The following is a 13,733-nucleotide window of genomic DNA, read 5'->3' on the forward strand; positions in this document are numbered from 1 at the left end:
ACGGCGCGCATGGCAGAATGTGCCCATGTCCTATCTCGTCCTCGCCCGCAAGTGGCGCCCCAAGCGTTTCGCCGAACTGGTCGGGCAGGAGCACGTGGTCCGCGCGCTCAGCAATGCCCTCGACACCGGCCGGGTCCACCACGCCTTCCTGTTCACCGGCACCCGGGGCGTGGGCAAGACCACCATCGCCCGCATCTTCGCCAAGTCCTTGAATTGCGAGCAGGGCACGTCCGCCGAGCCCTGCGGCCAGTGCAATGCCTGCCGGGACATCGATGCCGGCCGGTTCATCGACCTGCTGGAGATCGACGCGGCCTCGAACACCGGCGTGGACGACGTCCGCGAGGTGATCGACAACGCCCAGTACATGCCCTCGCGCGGCCGGGTGAAGGTCTATCTGATCGACGAAGTCCACATGCTGTCGAAGTCGGCGTTCAACGCGCTGCTGAAGACGCTGGAGGAGCCGCCGGGGCACGTGAAATTCCTGCTCGCGACCACCGATCCGCAGAAGCTGCCGGTCACCGTGCTGTCGCGCTGCCTGCAGTTCAACCTCAAGCGCCTGGAGGAAAGCCAGATCCAGGGGCAAATGGCGAAGATCCTCGAAGCCGAGGGCATTCCCGCCGAACCGGGCGCGATCCGCCAGCTGGCGAAGTCCGCCGATGGCAGTCTCCGCGACGGTCTGTCGCTGCTCGACCAGGCGATCGCCTACACCGGCGCCAGCACCACCCACGAAGGTGGGGCGGGCGTGCCGCTCACCGATGCCGGGGTCGCGACCATGCTCGGCACGGTCGACCGGATGCGGGTCGGGGCCGTGCTCGGTGCCCTTGTCGCCGGCGACGGTGCTGCCCTGATGAACGAGATCGCGGCGCTGTCCGACTTCTCGCCCGACTGGGCCGGCGTGCTGGATGCCCTGGCCGAGGCCCTGCATCGCGTGCAGGTCCGGCAACTGGTGCCGTCGGCGGAGATCGAAGCCGATGGCGTCGATATCGATGCGATTGCCGGCCAGTTGCGGCCGGAAATCGTCCAGCTGTGGTACCAGATGGCACTCCATGGCCGCCGCGACCTGGGCTATGCCCCCAGCCCGCGCGCCGGGTTCGAGATGACCGCGCTGCGCATGCTCGCCTTCCGTCCGGCCGAGGGCGGTGGCGCCCAGGTCGAACGGCCAGCGGCCAGCGGCGTTCGTGGTCCCGAGGCCGCGCGTGCCGCCGCCTTCGAGAGCGCAGCGGCCAAGCCCGCGCCTTCGATGTCGCGCCCGCTGCCGCCGGAGGCACGGGAAAACCCGGCTGCCCCGGAGCGCAGGCCAGTGGCCCAGCCGGCACCGCCCCCCGCAGCCGCGCCCGCATCAATGCCGTCGCCGCGCATCGAGATGACCGCGCCGCCGGCCGCCCAGATAGCCCCGGCACCGAGCCTCCCTTCCGCCGAGGCGCCGCCGCCGAACATCGCGATCGACAGCGACCGCTGGCTGGACCTGGTCGCCAACTGCGGCCTGCGTGGGCCCGCGCGCGAACTGGCCGCGCATGCCGCGTTCATCGACTATGCCAACGGCGTGATGCGCCTGGCGCTTTCACCCGATGACGACCACCTGCGCCTGCCGGGCCTGATCAATGCACTGACCGACTCGCTGAACGCGCAGCTCGGCGGAACCGTGCAATTGCGTTTCGAAACCGGCCAGGCGCCGAACGCCGAAACCCTGCACCAGCGCAACGAACGCCAGCGCGACCAGAAGCAGGCGTCCGCCGAAGAGAATTTCGTGGCCCATCCGGACGTGCAGCGTCTGGTAGGCCAGGGCGCGAAGCTCGTGCCCGATTCCATCCGTCCCTACCAAGATTGAGAGAACGCCAACATGCGTGGAAACATCGCCCAACTGATGCAGCAGGCGCAGAAGATGCAGGAAAACCTGCAGCGCGCGCAGGAAGAACTGGCCAAGCTTGAAGTCACCGGCAGCGCCGGCGGCGGCATGGTCAGCATCACGCTCACCGGCAAGATGGAATGCCGCAAGGTGCGCATCGAGCCGAGCGTGCTGTCCGATGCGGAGATGACCGAAGACCTGATCGCCGCCGCGATCAACGACGCGGTGAACAAGGTCAACGCCGAATCGCAGGCGAAGATGTCCGGCGCCACCGCCGGCATGCCGATCCCGCCGGGCATGAAGATCCCGGGGATGTTCTGATCCCTCATTCGTTTTGTAGAGCGGGTCGAAGACCCGCTGCCCACTCTCCGGAGAGGTGTGTAGCGGGTCTTCGACCCGCTCTACAGGCCTGACATGACCGCTTCCCTCCTCGAACAACTCATCGACGCCTTCCGCGTGCTGCCGGGCGTGGGCCAGAAGACCGCGCAGCGGATGGCCTACCACGTGCTCGAACGCGACCGCGAGGGCGGCCAGCGCCTGGCGAATGCGCTGGCCGATTCGGTCGAGCGCGTCGGTCATTGCGAGCGTTGCCGCGATTTCAGCGAAACCCCGGTCTGCACAATCTGTGCCAGCGCTGCGCGCGACGCGCATCTGCTGTGCGTGGTCGAGTCGCCGGTGGATCGTCTCGCGATCGAGCAGGCGACAGGCTATCGCGGCTACTACTTCATCCTGCAGGGCCGCCTGAGCCCGCTCGACGGCATCGGCCCGCGCGAACTCGGTCTCGACGCGCTCGCCGCACGACTGGCCGAAGGCGAAGTGCAGGAACTCGTGGTTGCCACCAACCCCACCGTCGAAGGCGAAGCCACCGCGCACTACCTCGCCCAGCTCGCGCGCCAGCACAAGGTCAAGCCGACCCGGCTCACCCACGGCGTGCCGCTGGGCGGCGAACTCGAATACGTCGATCGCGGCACGCTGTCGCATGCGTTCGGCTCGCGGAGCGAGATGCCGATCTGATCATCCGGCCCCGGATGTGGGAGCGACGCGAGTCGCGACGCCTGCAGCCGCCGTAGGTTTTCGGGATGCGCTTACAATCCGGGCATCACCACAGGAGACGCCCATGTCGGACACCATTTTCCACAAGATCATCCGCCGCGAGATCCCCGCGACCATCGTCTACGAGGACGACGGCATCATCGCCTTCAAGGACATCGCGCCGCAGGCACCGATCCACATCCTGTTCGTGCCGAAGGTGACAGTGCCCACGCTCAACGACGTGCAGCCCGATCAGGCCGAGATCATCGGCCGCCTCGCCGTCGCCGCCGCGAACTACGCCAAGCGGGAGGGCTTCGCCGAAGACGGCTATCGCATCGTCATGAACTGCAACGACCACGGCGGGCAGACGGTGTTCCAGATCCACATGCATCTGCTGGCCGGTGGGCCGTTGGGGCGGTTCGGGTGAAATCGCAATTCACACGCGCGTGCGTGGTGCACTGTCTTCGACGCTGTCGAGACATCAGTGCGTGTTTTTATCCATGATCGCTGATTCAGTCGAAGCGAATCTTGGTCATCTTGTGCAACGCCTGTCGCCATTGTCATCCCTCGTATCGATACGAGGGTCTGGTGCGGGACGATTTCTCTATATCGTCTGCAATGGGCGATCCGCTGAAGTCTCTCCGGCCGAGGAAAAGTGGTGGGTCGAATTGTGGGGTTCGCTGGAGGAAGATGCTCAGCCGGAAATCGATGTCATGCTGGACTCGATTGCCGAAGTCGAAGTCTTTCTGTTGGACTACTTCTTTCCTGAGGGCGCGCAGTTCTCGTCGTTCTGAAGTCGGCGTTTGATTCGGCCTGCATGCGACAGGTCTTGCAGCTGCCTACTGCGCTTCCTTGACCGACAGCGGCTTGTCCACCGCGCCGGCATAGAACACGACCAGCTTCAGCGGCGTGGTGCCGGCGTTCCGGCCGTTGTGCAGGGTGTTCACCACCTCGGCGAGCGTGTCGCCGGCCTTCAGGCGCTTGACCGAACCATCCTTCAATCGCACGTCCAGTTCGCCTTCGAGCAGCATGCCGAACGAGGGCACGGGATGTTGATGCCAGCCCGTTTCTCCGCCGGGCGCGATCTCGACCAGGATGCCGGTGATTTCCGCCTGACCCGCAGGATAGGCGATGGGCGTCCCGTCCCAGCTCGACGTGGTCTTCATCAGTGTCGTGGTCTTGACTGATGCGGAGGATTCCAGCGCGTGGGCGTTCGACTGGAACAGCAGGCCAAGTGCGAGCAGGCAGAGCGTCTTCGTGGTGTTCATGCGTTGCGTTCTCCTGAGCGTGGTCGGCGCCTGCATCCGTAGAGATTTGTCCGCTGAAACACTAGCGCCAATCAATCTCCCCGCGCACCACCGTGCACACCCGTCCACCCGACCACACGTCGCCTGCATCGTCGACGGTGAGTTCGATGATCGCGTCGTGGCCGACTTCGCGGCCCTGGCTGATGCGGTAGAAACCGCTGTCGCCGGGCAGGGCGTCCTGCGAGGCGAGCCAGGCGGCGAGGGTGGCATTGGCGGCGCCGGAGGCGGCGTCCTCGAACTGCGCGGGGGCGCCGACCCAGGCGCGGACGGCGAGGTAGTACACCGGGTCGTCGCTGCGCGCGAACGCGCACAGGCCCATGCTCTCGGTGGATTGCGCGAGGGTGCCGATCGCGTCCCACGGCGGTGTGGCTTCGCGCAGAGCGGCTTCGCTTTCCAGCTCGGCCAGCCACCAGCGGCGACCGCCGTCCATCAGCGCGGGAGGCAATGCGCCGAGCGGCAGGGTCTTCAGCACGTCGCGCAGGCGCGGGTCGTCGGTGCTGGCGACCTCGCGCACGCTGGCGCGCGGCGTGCGCACCGCGATGGTGCGCGTGCGGCCTTCGCCGTCCACGCGCAGCGGCAGCTTGCCGGCGATGCCGTCCTGCACCAGCAGGCCGTCCTTCGGCGTGGCCAGTCCCGCTTCGAGCACGGCGTGCGCGGTGCCGACGCTGGGATGCCCGGCGAAGGGCACTTCGCGGCGCGGGCTGAACATGCGGATGCGATAGCTGCTGTCGTCGCTCACCGGCGGCAGCACGAAGGTGGTTTCCGGCAGGCGCGTCCATTTCGCGATGGCCTGCATCTCCGCATCGCTCAGGCCCTCCGCATCGAGCACCACCGCCAGCGGGTTGCCGGCGCCGGGGCGGTCGGCGAAGACATCGACTTGCACGTAACGACGGAGACTCATTGCAGACTGCATCCGGGCATCGGGGCCGCGCAGCTTAGCAGCGCGCGGCACGCAACGCGCATGCGCCGCGCGATCATCGCGAATAATCTGAAAACCCGCGATTCTTTGGCAGTTTTTGCCAAAGTTTCAGATGCAATCAGTGCCCCGTGTCATCACCTTCATCGACTGCGGCGGACCACAGATCGAACAGGTGACATTCGCCCTCGCGTGCAGCTTCGTCGTAGGCGTCCAGCCATTCCGGATCGTCTTCGCACGCGGCGCGCTCGACAGGCTGCGGCGGCTGCTCCTGCGCCACCACCTCCCAATCGCTGTCGCGGTAGTAGGCGAGGGCGATGGCCAGCGCGGCGTCGGCATCGTCCGCACGCACGAAGCTGGTCGCGATCGCACCGCCGATCTCGCCGGCATCCGCGCTGTGCGGCGCGGGACGGAGTTCGTACTGCATCGCATGGATCTTTGGGGCGTGGATCATGATGCCGTCTCCCTCACCAGGCCACGGTGCCGACGATCACCGGCACCACGTCGCCGCCGATGAACACATCGCCGGCTGCATCGACCTGCACCTCGACGCGGCCGTCGCGCCCCAGCTCGCGCCCCTGGCTGCCGACGTAGCATCCGGCTATACCGGGCAGGCGTCCGGCATGGGCCAGCCGCGCGGCGATGCCGGCCTGGGCGCTGCCGGTCACCGGGTCCTCCGAGATGCCATCGGCCGGGCAGAACGCGCGGACGACGAGATGGTGGTTGTCGCGTTCCTCGGGCGCATGCACGGCAAGCCCGACGGCACCGGTGGCCTCGGTCAGCGCGGCGATGGCGGGCAAATCCGGACGGAGGCTGCGCACGGCCTCGGCATCGGTCAGCTCCAGCAGCCACCACTTCGGGCCGTTGTCCCACAGGGCGGGCTCGAGCGCGCCGAGTCGAAGGCTGCTCGCGACTGCGTCCATCAATGCCGGCGCCAGTTCCTCACCACCGACCCGACGCGCGCGCGGCGCGCGGATCGCGGTGCGGCGGCGGCCGTCGCGATGCTCGATCTGCACCGGCAGCAGGCCGGCGGCGCATTCCTGCACCAGGCTGGTCCGCTCCGGCGCGACCAGCCCGGATTCCAGCACGGCCCAGGCCGCACCGACGCTGGGATGCCCGGCGAAGGGCAGTTCGCTGCGCGGCGTGAAGATCCGCACCCGGTAGTCGGCCTCGGGCGTGGTCGGCGGCAGCAGGAAGATGGTTTCGGAGAGGTTGGTCCAGGCCGCGAAGGCCTGCATGCGCGCCGGGTCGAAGCGTTCGCCGTCGATCACCGCGCCGAGGGCGTTGCCCATACCGGGGCGTGCGGCGAACACGTCCATCTGCAGATAACGAAGCACCATCTCTCCACTGCTCCCGCTGGCTTAGAATGTGGGGTTCCGACGCGCCGCTCCCGTGGGCGGTTCCGAGCGCCGGAACCACGCAGTCTACATCCCCCCAATTCCCTCTCCTCAAAGCAGACCAATGCCCGATACGCATCCTGCCGACCCCCGCCAAGGCGCCTGGGTCGTGCTCAAGTTCGGCGGCACCTCGGTGTCGCGTCGCCACCGCTGGGACACCATCGGCCGGCTGGCGAAAAAACGGATGGATGACACGGGCGGTCGCGTGCTGGTGGTGGTCTCTGCGCTGTCGGGCGTCACCAACGAATTGACCGCGATCGCGGACGGTCGCGAGATCGACGATCGCATCGCCGCGCTTATCGAACGGCACCGCGCGTTCTGCGTGGAGCTCGATCTCGATGCCGATGCCGTGCTGGGCGAGCGTCTTTCGATCCTGTCCGCGCTCGGCACCGATCCGCGCGCCGCGTCGCGTGCGCTCGACTGGCAGGCCGAAGTGCTGGCTCAGGGCGAGCTGCTGTCGTCGACGATCGGTGCGGCCTATCTGCATGCGCAGGGACTCGACATCGGCTGGTGCGATTCGCGTGACTGGCTGTCTGCGGTGTCGCTGCCCAATGCAAGCGCCTGGGCGCAGCGGCTGTCGGTGAACTGCCAGTATCTCGGCGAAAAGGCCTTTCTCGACGATGTCCGCAGTCGCTTCGCCGCGCAGCCGACGCGCGCGCTCATCGCGCAGGGCTTCATCGCCCGCCATGCCGATGGCCAGACCGCGATTCTCGGTCGCGGCGGCTCGGACACGTCCGCGGCGTATTTCGGCGCGCTGCTGAAAGCGTCGCGCGTCGAGATCTGGACCGACGTGCCCGGCATGTTCAGCGCGAACCCGCGCGAGGTGCCCGACGCGCGCCTGCTCGCCCGCCTCGACTACGCAGAAGCGCAGGAAATCGCGACCACCGGCGCCAAGGTGCTGCATCCGCGTTCGATCGCGCCGTGCCGCGACGCCGGCGTGGCGATGGCGATTCTCGACACCGAGCGCCCGGAACTGCTGGGCACGCGCATCGACGGCACGGCCACCACCGTGCCGGGCGTGAAGGCGATCAGCCGACGCAACGGCATCGTCCTGGTGTCCATGGAAAGCATGGGCATGTGGCAGCAGGTCGGCTTCCTCGCCGACGTGTTCGAGCGCTTCAAGCGCCACGGCCTGTCGATCGACATGATCGGCTCGTCGGAAACCAACGTGACCGTGTCGCTCGACCCGAGCGAGAACCTGGTCAGCAGCAGCGTGCTGGCCGAACTGTCGGCCGATCTGTCCGAAGTCTGCCGCGTGAAGGTCATCGCGCCCTGCGCGGCGATCACCCTGGTCGGTCGCGGCATGCGCTCGCTGCTGCACAAGCTGTCGGATGTCTGGGCGACGTTCGGTCGCGAGCGCGTCCATCTGATCTCGCAGTCGTCGAACGACCTCAACCTCACCTTCGTGATCGACGAAGCCGATGCCGACGGCCTGCTGCCGCACCTGCATGGCGAGCTGATCCGCAGCGGCGCGATGCCGGTGCAGGATGGTGCGGTGTTCGGTCCGAGCTGGACCGAGATCGCGCACGGCAAGCCCCAGCGCGAAACGCCGTGGTGGCGTGGGCACGTGGCCGATCTGGTCGCGCGTGCCGAGGCCGGCACGCCGCGCTACGTCTACCACCTGCCGACCGTGCGCGCCCGCGCGCGTGCGCTGCGCGAGACGACCGCGATCGACCTGCGGTTCTACGCACTCAAGGCCAATCCGAACCCGGCGATCCTGCGCACGCTGGAGGCCGAAGGCTTCGGCTTCGAATGCGTGTCGCTGGCCGAGGTGGCGCACGTGCTCGCGACCTTGCCGGGCATCGATCCGGCGCGCGTGCTGTTCACGCCGAGCTTCGCGCCCCGCGCCGAATACGACGCGGCGCTGGCCAAGGGCATCCACGTCACCGTCGACAGCGTCGAGGCCCTGCAGCGCTGGCCGGAGAGCTTCCGCGACCGCGCGATCTGGCTGCGCCTCGACCTCGGTCGCGGCGATGGCCATCACGAGAAGGTGCGCACCGGCGGCAGCGACGCCAAGTTCGGCCTGCCGGTGGCGAAGGTGAACGCCTTCGTCGCCGAGGCGCGCAAGCTCGGCACGAAGATCGTCGCGCTGCACGCGCACCTCGGCAGCGGCATCGACAACCCCTCTCACTGGCGCGACGTGTTCGCCGACCTGGCCAGCCTCGCCGACCAGGTGGGTACGGTCGACATCATCGACATCGGCGGCGGTCTGCCGGTGCCTTACACCGCCGATGCACGACCCTTCGACATCGCCGCGTGGCGTGCGGGTCTGGACGAGATCAAGGCCGGCTACGGGCGGTATCGCCTCGCGATCGAACCGGGTCGCTACCTTGTCGCCGAGGCCGGCGTGGTGCTGGTCCGCGCGACCCAGGTCATCGAGAAGGACGGCATCCGCCGTGTCGGCCTGGACGGCGGCATGAACGTGCTGATGCGCCCGGCGATGTACGGCGCCTACCACGGCGTGCACAACCTCTCGCGCATCGATGACGCCGCCATCTCGGCCTTCGACGTGGTCGGCCCGATCTGCGAAAGCAGCGATGTGTTCGGTCGCGCACGCATGCTGCCTGCCGCCAGCGCCGAGGGCGACGTGTTCCTGATCGCCGACGCCGGCGCCTACGGCATGGCGATGGCGAACACCTACAACCTGCGGGCGCTGCCGGCAGAGGAAATCATCGATGTCTGATCCTGCCAAAGACTTCAAACGCGACGAGATTCGCGCCTTCCGTTTCGTCCGCTGCGGCTTCGACGCGCAGGCCGGCATCGCGCAGCTGGTCTATGCCTTCGACGACGGTCCGGAGCTGGTCGAGACCGTGACCGTGCCGGGCGCGCCGTTCGTGCTGGAGGGCGCGCGTGCCGAGGCTGCGGAACGCGCACTGCGCCTGCTGCACCTGATCGCCGGCGTGAGCTACTACAAGGCGGCGGTGCCGGAGGAGATCCGCATCGACGGTTATGCGATCGATGCGGACACCGCCGCGCTGCTGGAGGGCGTCTACCTCAACGGCCTCGGCGAGTTCGCGTACCGCAATGGCCTGAACCTGCGCGGCCGCATCCGCTTCCCCGTGGGAGCGACGCAAGTCGCGACGAGCGCCCCGGCGCTCGGTCTCCCCGAACACGCGCTGGTCGCCATCGGCGGCGGCAAGGATTCGCTGGTCTCGATCGAGGCGCTGCGCGGCATCGACATCGCGCAGACGGTCACGTGGATCGGCGGTTCGCAGCTCATCAAGGCCTGTGCCGAGCGCACAGGCCTGCCGACGCTCAACCTCGGCCGCCAGCTCGCGCCGCAGTTGTTCGAGTACAACCGCCAGGGCGCGTGGAACGGGCACATCCCGGTGACCGCCGTGAATTCGGCGATCATGGTCTTTGCCGCGATCCTGACCGGTGCGAACCAGGTGGTGTTCTCCAACGAGCGTTCCGCCAGCTACGGCAGCCTCATCGAAGGCACAGGCGAAGTGAACCACCAGTGGTCGAAGGGCTGGGCCTTCGAGCGCGACTTCGGCGACTACGTGCACGCGCGCATCGCCGCCGACCTGCATTACTACTCGCTGCTGCGCCCGCTCAGCGAACTGGCGGTCGCGCGACAGTTCGCGAAGAGCGACCACTACGACGCGCATTTCTCCAGCTGCAACCGCAATTTCCACATCCTCGGCGAGCGCCCGGTCAACCGCTGGTGCGGCGTCTGCCCGAAATGCCACTTCGTGTTCCTCGCGCTGGCGCCGTTCATGCCGAAACCGCGCCTCGTCGGCATCTTCGGCCGCAACCTGCTCGACGATCCCGTGCAGACCGCCGGCTACGACGCGCTGCTCGAATTCCAGGACCACAAGCCGTTCGAGTGCGTGGGCGAGGGGCGGGAATCGCGCGCGGCGATGGCGGCGCTGGCCGAACGTCCGGAATGGCGCGAGGACGACATCGTCGAACGCTTCGTCCGCGAGATCCGGCCGCAGCTCGATGCGACCGAACTCGATGTCGACGCGTTGATGGCGATCGACGACGAGCACCGCGTGCCGGCCGCGATCTGGGAGCGCCTGCGTGCGCGCTTCGCGGCCTGAGTCGATGCTCGACATCGCATCGCTGGCGGGCCTGAAGGTCGCGCTCTGGGGCTGGGGCCGCGAAGGCCGCGCGGCGTGGCGCGTATTGCGCCGACGCCTGCCGGCGCTGTCGCTGACCCTGTTCTGCAGCGAAGCGGAGCTGGCCGATGCGAACGCGCTCGGCGATGCGCTGCTCACTGCGCGCACCGATGCCACTGCCGAAGCGCTGTCGGCGTTCGATGTCGTGATCAAGTCGCCGGGCATCAGCCCGTACAAGCCGGAAGCGCTGGCTGCCGCCGAACGCGGCACGCGCTTCATCGGCGGCACCGCGCTGTGGTTCGCCGAACACGCCGATGCGCGCACGATCTGCGTCACCGGCACCAAGGGCAAGAGCACCACCACCGCGCTGCTCGCGCACCTGCTGCGCGCCGGCGGGCATCGCACCGCGCTGTGCGGCAACATCGGTCTGCCGCTGCTCGAAGTGATCGACGTCGACGATCCGCCGGAATTCTGGGCGATCGAGCTGTCGAGCTACCAGACCGGCGATGTCGCCGCCTCCGGCGTGCGCCCGTCGATCGCGGTGGCGACGAACATCTTCCCCGAGCACCTCGACTGGCACGGCAGCGAAGCGCAGTACGTGTCCGACAAGCTGTCGCTGTTCACCGGTGCCGCGCCGCGCATCGCGATCCTCAACGGTGCCGATCCGCGCCTGTCCGCGCTCTCGCTGCCGCACAGCGAGGTCCGCTTCGTCGGCGGCGAGGACGGCTGGCATCTGCGCGGCGATGTCGTGCATCGCGGCGAGCGTGCGGTGTTCGATGCCGCCGATGTGCCGCTGCCGGGTCGCCACAACCGCAGCAATCTCTGCGCGGTGCTCGCGGCGATCGAGGCCTTGGGCCTGGATGCCGAGGCGCTGGCGCCACATGCCGCCACCTTCCAGCCGCTGCCGCATCGCCTGCAGACGCTGGGCACGCGCGATGGCCTGACCTGGGTCAACGATTCGATCAGCACCACACCGCATGCCAGTCTCGCCGCGCTGGACTGCTTCCGCTCGCGTCGCGTCGCGCTGCTCGCGGGTGGGCACGACCGCGGCATCGACTGGTCGGATTTCGCGCAGGCCATGCGCCGCCATGCACCGGCCGTGATCGTCACCCTCGGCCAGAACGGCCCGAAGATCCACGACCTGCTGGCGCCGGTCTCAGACGAGGCTGGCTTCGCGCTGGTCGCTGCGGTCGATCTGCCGGACGCCGTCGCGAAAGCGCGTGCCGCGCTGGGCGGGGAGGGCGTGGTCCTGCTGTCGCCGGGCGCGCCGAGTTTCGGCAGCTATCGCGACTACACCGAACGCGGCCGGCACTTCGCCGCACTCGCCGGATTCGATCCCGAGGCGATCACCGCGATTCCGGGACTCGGCATCGCCTGATCGCCGCGCGGCTTGCGATATCCTTGGGGTTTCGCCATCACGGCATCCTCCGGAGGACTCCCGCATGTACGATCCCCTGCTCGAACACCTCATCGAACTCGCCGAAGCCGAGACCCCGGTCGAAGCCGAGGTCTCGCTCATCGTCGGCGGCATGCTCGTCACCGGTCATGTGGTCAGCGAAGAGAAATACATGTCCAGCCATGCGCTGACCCGTGCGTATCTCGAACTCGATGCCGAAGCCGAGGGCGAGTCCGATGCGGATGCGTCGGAGGAAGGCGACGAGGAAGACGAAGACGACGATGATTTCGACGACGACGTCGCTTACATCCATCTGCGTGATGCGCAGGCCGCCGGCGGCAAGCTCGGCTTCTTCCGCGTGGCCCTGACCGACGTATCGGGTTTTTCCCTGCGCGGTTGATCGGATCGACAGTACGAATGCAACAAGGCCCGGCATTGCCGGGCCTTGTCGTTCGAGGGGGATGGGGACGCCCTGCGATCAGCGCAGGCGGTGTCGCTTCGCGAAGGCATGCACGGCGTCGCGATAGGCATCGGGCGCGTCGATGAAGGGGTTGTGGCGACCGGGCAGGGTGACGCGCGTCATCGTCGGATACGCGAAGCGTTCCGCCTGAGGGCCGACGGCATGGTCGTCCTGGCCGTCGATCACCAGCACCGGGACCGTCACCTGTGCGGTCGACGGGATCAGGTCGTTGAAGTAGCTGCCCGGGTGGCCGCTGAAGACCTTCGTGCCCATGTCGCGGTTCCTGCCGAGGTCATGGCCTGCCACCTTGGCCTCCGCCGCGCGCTTCGAGGCTTCGGATGCGTACTGCAGCTGCCAGGACAGGCCCATCTTCTGCAGCATGCCCAGCACGGTGAAGTAGCGTTGCGGGAACGGGATCGCGTCGTCGAAGCTCGGACGCGCCGCTTCGGGAATCAGGGCCAGGCCGTGCGTGTAGCTGCTCTGCATCGACATGCCCAGGTCGAGCAGCACGTTGCCCATGATCATCGCGCGCACCCGCTCCGGATGCTTCACGGCATAGGACTGCGCGATCAGTCCGCCGAACGAATAGGCGACCACGGTCCAGCGTTCGATCTTCAGGTGCCGGCGCAGGGCTTCGAGATCCGCGACCTGGCGCTCGAGCGAATAGTCACCATTGCCGGCGCTGGCCGAATGGCCGCTGCCGCGCTGGTCGAGGTAGACCATGCGGAAGTCGCGTTCGAACAGGTCGCCCGCGACGGCCTGGAAACCCGCTGATCCGGAGCCTGGACCGCCATGGACGAACACCGCAGGCGCGCCTGTGCCGGCGATGTCGTAGTGCAGGACGACGCCGTCGTCGGTGGTGAAGGTGCCGACGCCGTCGGCGAGAGGCACAGCGTGCGCGGTCGCGAAGGCGGCCAGAGCTGAAACGAGGAGGACGAGGCGACGCAACATGGTGGCTCCGGAGGCGACGAAAGACAGGCCTCCAGTCTGGCGATGCGCGTCCGATGGCATCAGGGGTCGATCGTCACCCCGTGCCCCTGCCTTTCGTCACCCGAAGTCGATGCGTCGGGTCAGCCTGCGGTCGCCGCGCGCGCAGCCGCAACTGCATTGGCGATGGCGGATTTCGCCTGCGGGCTGTTGCGCCAGCAGGTGGTTCCGAGCATGCCGGCGACCTGCTGCAGGATCGCATCGACTTCCGTGTCCGCGAGCAGCGCAAGCGAATCGATGCCGATCTGTTCGAGTCGATCGATCACGGTCGGGCCCACGCCCTTCAGCGAGAGCAGCAGGGTCCGCTGGTCGGCAGGAAATCCCATGG

Annotated in this window: 15 protein-coding genes; 9 read left to right on the forward strand and 6 right to left on the reverse strand. The window is 67.9% G+C overall.

What is annotated here, in order from left to right:
* Positions 1–25: 25 nt before the first annotated feature.
* From dnaX to ACFQ0E_RS14060, 5 genes are all read left to right on the forward strand, one after another.
* Positions 26–1,828, forward strand: coding sequence for a DNA polymerase III subunit gamma/tau (gene dnaX / locus ACFQ0E_RS14040; protein ID WP_386824844.1), 1,803 nt, complete (start codon positions 26–28; stop codon positions 1,826–1,828).
* A gap of 12 nt (positions 1,829–1,840) precedes the next feature.
* Entirely contained in the window at positions 1,841–2,167 is a 327-nt protein-coding gene (locus ACFQ0E_RS14045; RefSeq protein ID WP_386824846.1) for a YbaB/EbfC family nucleoid-associated protein, read from the forward strand.
* 93 nt (positions 2,168–2,260) lie between these two features.
* On the forward strand, positions 2,261–2,860 hold the full coding sequence (recR, locus tag ACFQ0E_RS14050) for a recombination mediator RecR (protein ID WP_386824848.1): 600 nt from the start codon (positions 2,261–2,263) through the stop codon (positions 2,858–2,860).
* A 103-nt stretch (positions 2,861–2,963) separates the two neighbouring features.
* Positions 2,964–3,305, forward strand: coding sequence for a histidine triad nucleotide-binding protein (locus tag ACFQ0E_RS14055; RefSeq protein WP_386824850.1), 342 nt, complete (start codon positions 2,964–2,966; stop codon positions 3,303–3,305).
* Between the two features lie 73 nt (positions 3,306–3,378).
* Positions 3,379–3,672: a hypothetical protein gene (locus ACFQ0E_RS14060; RefSeq protein ID WP_386824852.1), complete on the forward strand. Its 294-nt coding sequence runs from the start codon at positions 3,379–3,381 to the stop codon at positions 3,670–3,672.
* Positions 3,673–3,717: 45 nt separating this feature from the next.
* Here ACFQ0E_RS14060 and ACFQ0E_RS14065 read toward each other — a convergent pair whose 3' ends face one another.
* From ACFQ0E_RS14065 to ACFQ0E_RS14080, 4 genes are all read right to left on the reverse strand, one after another.
* Positions 3,718–4,146 carry a cupin domain-containing protein gene (locus ACFQ0E_RS14065; RefSeq protein ID WP_386824853.1) on the reverse strand — a complete coding sequence of 143 codons (429 nt, stop codon included), beginning with the start codon at positions 4,144–4,146 and terminating at the stop codon, positions 3,718–3,720.
* Between the two features lie 61 nt (positions 4,147–4,207).
* Positions 4,208–5,086, reverse strand: coding sequence for a PhzF family phenazine biosynthesis protein (locus tag ACFQ0E_RS14070; RefSeq protein WP_386824855.1), 879 nt, complete (start codon positions 5,084–5,086; stop codon positions 4,208–4,210).
* A 136-nt stretch (positions 5,087–5,222) separates the two neighbouring features.
* Entirely contained in the window at positions 5,223–5,555 is a 333-nt protein-coding gene (locus ACFQ0E_RS14075) for a hypothetical protein (protein WP_386824857.1), read from the reverse strand.
* 13 nt (positions 5,556–5,568) lie between these two features.
* Positions 5,569–6,441, reverse strand: a complete 873-nt coding sequence (locus ACFQ0E_RS14080) for a PhzF family phenazine biosynthesis protein (RefSeq protein ID WP_386824859.1) — start codon at positions 6,439–6,441, stop codon at positions 5,569–5,571.
* A gap of 121 nt (positions 6,442–6,562) precedes the next feature.
* Here ACFQ0E_RS14080 and ACFQ0E_RS14085 point away from each other — a divergent pair, with 121 nt between their 5' ends.
* The 4 genes from ACFQ0E_RS14085 (at position 6,563) to ACFQ0E_RS14100 (ending at position 12,358) form a co-directional block, all read left to right on the forward strand.
* Positions 6,563–9,181 (forward strand): bifunctional aspartate kinase/diaminopimelate decarboxylase, encoded by a 2,619-nt coding sequence (locus tag ACFQ0E_RS14085; RefSeq protein WP_386824861.1) that lies wholly within the window; start codon positions 6,563–6,565, stop codon positions 9,179–9,181.
* Positions 9,174–10,544 carry a UDP-N-acetyl-alpha-D-muramoyl-L-alanyl-L-glutamate epimerase gene (gene murL, locus ACFQ0E_RS14090; RefSeq protein WP_386824862.1) on the forward strand — a complete coding sequence of 457 codons (1,371 nt, stop codon included), beginning with the start codon at positions 9,174–9,176 and terminating at the stop codon, positions 10,542–10,544. Before ACFQ0E_RS14085 ends, murL begins: the two co-directional genes overlap by 8 nt.
* A gap of 4 nt (positions 10,545–10,548) precedes the next feature.
* Entirely contained in the window at positions 10,549–11,940 is a 1,392-nt protein-coding gene (murD, locus tag ACFQ0E_RS14095; protein ID WP_386824864.1) for a UDP-N-acetylmuramoyl-L-alanine--D-glutamate ligase, read from the forward strand.
* Between the two features lie 64 nt (positions 11,941–12,004).
* Positions 12,005–12,358 (forward strand): hypothetical protein, encoded by a 354-nt coding sequence (locus ACFQ0E_RS14100; RefSeq protein WP_386824866.1) that lies wholly within the window; start codon positions 12,005–12,007, stop codon positions 12,356–12,358.
* A 78-nt stretch (positions 12,359–12,436) separates the two neighbouring features.
* Here ACFQ0E_RS14100 and ACFQ0E_RS14105 read toward each other — a convergent pair whose 3' ends face one another.
* Together ACFQ0E_RS14105 and ACFQ0E_RS14110 are read right to left on the reverse strand one after the other, a co-directional pair.
* A complete protein-coding gene (locus ACFQ0E_RS14105) occupies positions 12,437–13,369 on the reverse strand; it encodes an alpha/beta fold hydrolase (protein ID WP_386824867.1) in 933 nt (310 codons plus the stop codon).
* Positions 13,370–13,488: 119 nt separating this feature from the next.
* Positions 13,489–13,731, reverse strand: a complete 243-nt coding sequence (locus tag ACFQ0E_RS14110; protein WP_386824868.1) for a helix-hairpin-helix domain-containing protein — start codon at positions 13,729–13,731, stop codon at positions 13,489–13,491.
* Between the last annotated feature and the right edge of the window lie 2 nt (positions 13,732–13,733).

This window comes from Lysobacter brunescens (assembly GCF_042677005.1).
Taxonomy (GTDB): Bacteria; Pseudomonadota; Gammaproteobacteria; order Xanthomonadales; family Xanthomonadaceae; genus Lysobacter_I; species Lysobacter_I brunescens.

Excerpts from the sequence above, each read along its gene's own strand:
- ACFQ0E_RS14075 (WP_386824857.1), bottom strand. The coding sequence starts at position 5,555 with ATGATCCACGCCCCAAAGATCCATGCGATGCAGTACGAACTCCGTCCC.
- ACFQ0E_RS14105 (WP_386824867.1), bottom strand. The coding sequence starts at position 13,369 with ATGTTGCGTCGCCTCGTCCTCCTCGTTTCAGCTCTGGCCGCCTTCGCG.
- murL (WP_386824862.1), top strand. The coding sequence starts at position 9,174 with ATGTCTGATCCTGCCAAAGACTTCAAACGCGACGAGATTCGCGCCTTC.
- ACFQ0E_RS14080 (WP_386824859.1), bottom strand. The coding sequence starts at position 6,441 with ATGGTGCTTCGTTATCTGCAGATGGACGTGTTCGCCGCACGCCCCGGT.
- ACFQ0E_RS14065 (WP_386824853.1), bottom strand. The coding sequence starts at position 4,146 with ATGAACACCACGAAGACGCTCTGCCTGCTCGCACTTGGCCTGCTGTTC.
- ACFQ0E_RS14085 (WP_386824861.1), top strand. The coding sequence starts at position 6,563 with ATGCCCGATACGCATCCTGCCGACCCCCGCCAAGGCGCCTGGGTCGTG.
- ACFQ0E_RS14100 (WP_386824866.1), top strand. The coding sequence starts at position 12,005 with ATGTACGATCCCCTGCTCGAACACCTCATCGAACTCGCCGAAGCCGAG.
- murD (WP_386824864.1), top strand. The coding sequence starts at position 10,549 with ATGCTCGACATCGCATCGCTGGCGGGCCTGAAGGTCGCGCTCTGGGGC.
- ACFQ0E_RS14045 (WP_386824846.1), top strand. The coding sequence starts at position 1,841 with ATGCGTGGAAACATCGCCCAACTGATGCAGCAGGCGCAGAAGATGCAG.
- ACFQ0E_RS14055 (WP_386824850.1), top strand. The coding sequence starts at position 2,964 with ATGTCGGACACCATTTTCCACAAGATCATCCGCCGCGAGATCCCCGCG.
- ACFQ0E_RS14070 (WP_386824855.1), bottom strand. The coding sequence starts at position 5,086 with ATGAGTCTCCGTCGTTACGTGCAAGTCGATGTCTTCGCCGACCGCCCC.
- dnaX (WP_386824844.1), top strand. The coding sequence starts at position 26 with ATGTCCTATCTCGTCCTCGCCCGCAAGTGGCGCCCCAAGCGTTTCGCC.
- recR (WP_386824848.1), top strand. The coding sequence starts at position 2,261 with ATGACCGCTTCCCTCCTCGAACAACTCATCGACGCCTTCCGCGTGCTG.
- ACFQ0E_RS14060 (WP_386824852.1), top strand. The coding sequence starts at position 3,379 with ATGATCGCTGATTCAGTCGAAGCGAATCTTGGTCATCTTGTGCAACGC.
- ACFQ0E_RS14110 (WP_386824868.1), bottom strand. The coding sequence starts at position 13,731 with ATGGGATTTCCTGCCGACCAGCGGACCCTGCTGCTCTCGCTGAAGGGC.